Origin of the sequence: Streptomyces sp. ICN903, assembly GCF_022015835.1 — a bacterium.
Classification (GTDB): Bacteria; Actinomycetota; Actinomycetes; order Streptomycetales; family Streptomycetaceae; genus Streptomyces; species Streptomyces fenghuangensis.
The window spans coordinates 1-4,229 of sequence record NZ_JAKMAY010000408.1 but is presented as its reverse complement, the minus strand read 5'-3'; the positions used below and the strand labels follow the sequence as shown (position 1 = coordinate 4,229).

The 4,229-nt window shown below is 75.2% G+C and carries 5 protein-coding genes and 1 pseudogene; 1 reads left to right on the top strand and 5 read right to left on the bottom strand.

What is annotated here, in order from left to right; all coding sequences use genetic code 11:
• On the bottom strand, positions 1–407 hold a 407-nt coding region (locus tag L7D48_RS26745; protein WP_237883351.1), incomplete at its 3' end, for a PfkB family carbohydrate kinase.
• A gap of 53 nt (positions 408–460) precedes the next feature.
• Positions 461–1,360 (bottom strand): enolase C-terminal domain-like protein, encoded by a 900-nt coding sequence (locus L7D48_RS26740; RefSeq protein ID WP_374493898.1) that lies wholly within the window; start codon positions 1,358–1,360, stop codon positions 461–463.
• Between the two features lie 203 nt (positions 1,361–1,563).
• On the opposite strand from L7D48_RS26740, the pseudogene L7D48_RS29625 reads away from it, so the two are divergent.
• Positions 1,564–1,623 (top strand): annotated as a pseudogene (locus tag L7D48_RS29625) (hypothetical protein); the annotation flags it as partial.
• Between the two features lie 387 nt (positions 1,624–2,010).
• On the opposite strand, the gene L7D48_RS26735 reads toward L7D48_RS29625, so the two are convergent.
• The 3 genes from L7D48_RS26735 to L7D48_RS26725 all read right to left on the bottom strand — a co-directional run bounded on the left by L7D48_RS26735 (position 2,011) and on the right by L7D48_RS26725 (position 4,123).
• A complete protein-coding gene (locus L7D48_RS26735) occupies positions 2,011–2,916 on the bottom strand; it encodes a ribonuclease Z (protein WP_237883347.1) in 906 nt (301 codons plus the stop codon).
• Positions 2,917–2,921: 5 nt separating this feature from the next.
• Positions 2,922–3,296: a histidine triad nucleotide-binding protein gene (locus L7D48_RS26730; RefSeq protein ID WP_237883345.1), complete on the bottom strand. Its 375-nt coding sequence runs from the start codon at positions 3,294–3,296 to the stop codon at positions 2,922–2,924.
• 77 nt (positions 3,297–3,373) lie between these two features.
• Positions 3,374–4,123 (bottom strand): 16S rRNA (uracil(1498)-N(3))-methyltransferase, encoded by a 750-nt coding sequence (locus L7D48_RS26725; RefSeq protein ID WP_237883344.1) that lies wholly within the window; start codon positions 4,121–4,123, stop codon positions 3,374–3,376.
• Positions 4,124–4,229 lie beyond the last annotated feature (106 nt).

Below are 4,229 nucleotides of genomic sequence, written 5' to 3'. Positions count from 1 at the left end.
GGGGCGGGCTCCTCGGGCCGGGGGGCCTCGTGCCCGTGGGAGACCATCGTCCGCTCGCCCTCGTAGGCCATCGAGACGGTGACCGGCGAGTGCCAGCCGGGTGCGGTGCGCGACAGCGACAGGTCGATGCCCTCGCCCTTCTCCAGCGCCTCCCAGCAGTACTCGCCGTACATGTCGTCGCCGAAGGCGGCGGCGAGCGAGGTGCGCAGGCCGAGCCGGGCCAGGGCGGTGGCCATGTTGGCGACGCCGCCGGGGCTCGACCCCATGCCCCGCGCCCAGGACTCGGTGCCGCGCACCGGCGCCGAGTCCAGGCCGGTGAAGATGATGTCCAGGAAGACCGTCCCGGTCAGATAGACGTCGCAGGGCGGGTCGTCGGGGGTGCGGAGCGCGGCGAGCGGGTCGAGCATGCGGCCAGTGTGCACGATCGGCGCGGTGGGCCGGCCGCGGGTTGCGTACGGCGTCACCAGCGCGGTACGGAGGGGGCTTCCCAGTCCGGATCGGCCCGGCGCATGGCGGCGGCGTCGTCCCGGTCGCGCATCGAGCCGTCGTCGGCCAGCCACCGGCGGTGGAGGGCGTCGAGGCGCCCGCGGTCGAGGGCGACGCCCAGGCCGGGGGCGTCGGGGACGGTGACCGCGCCCTCGTGGAAGGCGATGCGCTCGGTGAGCACGTCCTCGGTCTGCCAGGGGTAGTGGGTGTCGCAGGCGTGCTCCAGGCCGGGGACGGTGGCGGCGACGTGGGTCATGGCGGCGAGGCTGACGCCCAGGTGGGTGTTGGAGTGCATGGACACCCCGACGCCGAAGGCGCGGCAGATCGCGGCCAGTTGCTGGGTGTTGCGCAGCCCTCCCCAGTAGTGGTGGTCGCTGAGCAGCACCTGGACGGCGCCGGTGGTGAACGCCTCGGCGATCTCCGGGAAGGTGGTCACGCACATGTTGGTGGCCAGCGGCAGCCCTCCGGCCCGTGCGGCGACCTCGGCCATCGCGGGCGTGCCGGTGACCGGGTCCTCCAGGTACTCCAGCACGTCGCGCAGTTCGTCCGCGACCTTCAGCGAGGTCTCCACCGACCAGGCGCCGTTGGGGTCCAGGCGCAGGGGGCTGCCGGGGAAGGCCTCCGCCAGCGCCCGCACGGCGGCGATCTCCTCCTCGGGCGGGAAGACACCGCCCTTGAGCTTGAAGGAGCCGAAGCCGTGGTCGGCCGCGAGACGGCGGGCCTGGGCGACGATTCCGGCCGGGTCGAGGGCGGCGCCCCGGTCGTCGCCGCCTCCCGCCGCGTCACCGGGGTGGGCGGCCCAGCGGTAGAACAGGTAGGCGCTGTACTCGACCCGGTCGCGCACCTTCCCGCCGAGCAGGGCGTGCACGGGCATCCCCAGCGCCTTTCCCAGGGCGTCCAGGCAGGCCACCTCGAAACCGGAGACGACGGACAGCCGCAGCTTGCCGGCGGTCTGGACACCGCGCAGTCCGCCGACGTCCGCCGAGCCGTCCGTCCGGTGGCCGTCCAGGGGGAGTCCGCCGGCGAGGGCTAGCAGCCCGTTCAGGTCGCTGACCGGGTGTCTGGGCAGCCGCCGGGCGAGGGAGCGCGCCAGGTCCAGGTACTTGGTGTCGCCGTAGGTCTCCCCGACCCCGGTGACGCCGCCGGCCGTGACCACCTCGACGATCAGGCGCGGGGTGTGGGGCTGGTGGACGCCCTGGGTGTTGAGCAGGGGCGGGTCGGCGACGAGGATCGGGGTCAGGCGCACCTCGGTGACGGTCAGGTCCTTCATCGGCGACTCCTGCCGGGTCGGGGCCAGCGCCGCCGGGCGCCCGGGTCCGGACCGCCCCACCACCAGCCTGTTCTCCTATGTGAACCCTGTCCATGTGCGGAGACGGAGACTAGGTACGGCGGAGGGGGGCGTCAAGGGTGCCCGTGCGTTTTTCGGAAAGGGGCGCGCGGCGGCACGGCCGGAAGCGGGCCGGGCGGTGCGGTTACGGGGGGAGTGCGGACGGAGAGGGCGAGCGAAGGGTGCGTGGGCGGCGGTCAGCGCCGCCGGGGCATCGGCACCCGCATCAGGTCCTCGGCCACGGTCAGCTCCCCGGCGAACCCCGCCTCCCGGGCCTGGGCGGCGAACCGGGCCGGGTCGTCGTAGCGCTGCGAGAAGTGCGTGAGCACCAGGTGCCGCACCCCCGCCCGCGCCGCGACGGAGGCCGCCTGGCCCGCTGTGAGATGGCCGTACTCCTGCGCCAGGGCCTCCTCCTCGTCGAGGAAGGTGGCCTCGATGACCAGCATGTCGCAGCCCTCGGCGAGCGCGTGCACGCCCTCGCACAGCCGGGTGTCCATCACGAAGGCGAAGCTCTGCCCGGGGCGGGTCTCGCTCACCTCGTCGAGGGTGACCCCGCGCAGCTCGCCCTCGCGCTGGATGCGGCCGACGTCCGGGCCCAGGATGCCGTGGGCGGCGAGCCGCTCGGGCAGCATCCGGCGCCCGTCGGGCTCGACCAGGCGGTAGCCGTAGGACTCCACCGGATGGGACAGGCGCCGCGCCTGGAGGGTGTACGCGGCGGTGGCGGCCAGCGTGCCGTCGGCGCCGACCGGCTCCTCGCGCAGCTCGGCCGTCTCACGGTAGGCGGTGGCGTACCGCAGGCGGTCGAAGAAGCGCTGCCCGCTCGCCGGGTAGTGCGCCGTGACCGGGTGCGGCACACGGTCGAGGTTGATGCGCTGGATGACCCCGGCCAGGCCCAGGCTGTGGTCGCCGTGGAAGTGGGTGACGCACAGCCGGGTGAGGTCGTGGGCGGCCACGCCCGCGCGGAGCATCTGGCGCTGGGTGCCCTCGCCGGGGTCGAACAGCAGCGCCTCGCCGTCCCAGCGCAGCACGTAGCCGTTGTGGTTGCGCCGACGGGTGGGCACCTGGCTGGCGGTGCCCAGCACGACCAGTTCGCGTACGGACAACGGGCTTACCCGGGAGGCCAGTTCAGGCCGCGTCCGCCCAGGACGTGGGCATGCGCGTGCCAGACGGTCTGCCCGGCGCCCGCGCCGGTGTTGAACACGATCCGGTAGCCGACGGTGGCGCCCCCGGGCGGGGCGATGTTCTCCTGCGCGGCGACCTCGCCCGCCGCGCGCAGCACGTCGGCGGCCAACTGCGGGGCCGCGGCGGCCAGCGCGGCGGCGTCGGGGTGGTGCTCCTTGGGGATCACCAGCACATGGGTGGGCGCCTGCGGGTTGATGTCCCGGAAGGCGAGCGTGGTGTCGGTCTCGTGGACGATCGTCGCCGGGACGTCCCCCGCCACGATCTTGCAGAACAGGCAGTCCGCCTGCGGTTCCTCCGCCACGGTGGCGCCTCCCGCTGTGAGGTGGGTCGATCGGTGGTCACGCAGCGCCGATCGTACCCCGGCCCCGGCGCGGACGATCAGGACCAGCGGCCGGTGCGTCCCAGCAGCAGCGCCGCCGCCGCCGTGCCCGCCGTGGAGGTGCGCAGCACGCTCGGGCCCAGCCGGTACGGGCGCGCGCCCGCCTGCTCGAACGCCTCCAGCTCCTCCGGGGCGACCCCGCCCTCCGGGCCGACGACGAGCACCAGCTCGCCCTCGGCCGGCAGCCCGGCGGTCGCCAGCGGCCGCGAGCCCTCCTCGTGGAGGACCGCGGCGAAGGCGGCGGACGACAGCAGCGGGAGCAGCTGCCGGGTGGACGCCGGTTCGGCGACCTCCGGGAAGCGCAGCCTGCGCGACTGCTTGCCGGCCTCGCGCGCGGTGGAACGCCACTTGCGCAGCGCCTTCTGCCCGCGCTCGCCCCGCCACTGCGTGACGCAGCGCGACGCGGACCAGGGCACGATCGCGTCCACGCCCGTCTCCGTCATCGTCTCCACGGCCAGCTCGCCGCGGTCGCCCTTGGGCAGGGCCTGGACGACGGTGATCCGCGGGCGCGGCTCCGGCTCGGTGCGCACCTCGGTGACGGCGACCTCCAGCCGGTCCTTCCCCTCGACGGCCGCGACGGTGCCGAAGGCCCCGGTGCCCGCACCGTCGGTGAGGACGATCCCCTCACCCGCGCGCAGCCGCCGTACCGCGACGGCGTGCCGGCCCTCGGGCCCCTCCAGCGCCAGCACGGCGCCGGGAGCGGCACCGGCCAGGGCGGCGGTCTCGGCCAGGAAGACGGGGGCGGTCACACCGGCCGCCCGGCGGGGTGCACCGGCCTGGCGGCCGGGGTGATCAGCTCGGTGGGCATGACGGCATCCTGCCACGCCCGCCGGGGTCAGCCCCCGGACCCCCGGC